General features: G+C 71.6%; 1 protein-coding gene. It reads right to left on the reverse strand.

Annotated features, from left to right (window positions below; all coding sequences use genetic code 11):
- The coding region (locus AC5P1B_RS35810; RefSeq protein ID WP_493892217.1) for a beta-ketoacyl synthase N-terminal-like domain-containing protein at positions 1-483 on the reverse strand (483 nt) is incomplete at both ends.

Consider the following 483-nt stretch of genomic DNA (forward strand, 5'->3'; position numbering starts at 1 on the left):
CCGTACGTGGCCAGCAGCGCCTGCGCCTCGATCGGATCACCCAGGGTCGTACCCGTGCCGTGCCCCTCCACCACGTCCACCTCGGCCGCCGACAACCGGGCGTTGGCCAGCGCCTGCCCGATGACCCGCTCCTGCGACGGACCGTTCGGCGCCGTCAGCCCATTGCTCGCACCATCCTGATTGACCGCCGAACCCCGCAGCACCGCCAGCACCTGATGACCGTTGCGACGCGCGTCCGACAACCGCTCCAGCAGGACCAGACCGACACCCTCACCCCAGCCAGTGCCATCAGCCGCCGCCGAGAACGGCTTGCACCGGCCATCAGGGGCCAGGCCGCGCTGCCGGGAGAAGCTGGTGAACACGTCCGGGGTGGCCAGTACGGTCACGCCGCCCGCGAGTGCCATCGCGCACTCGCCCTGCCGCAGGGCCTGCGCGGCCAGGTGCATCGCCACCAGCGACGACGAACACGCCGTGTCCACCGTC

Source organism: Streptomyces sp. A01 (assembly GCF_059026195.1).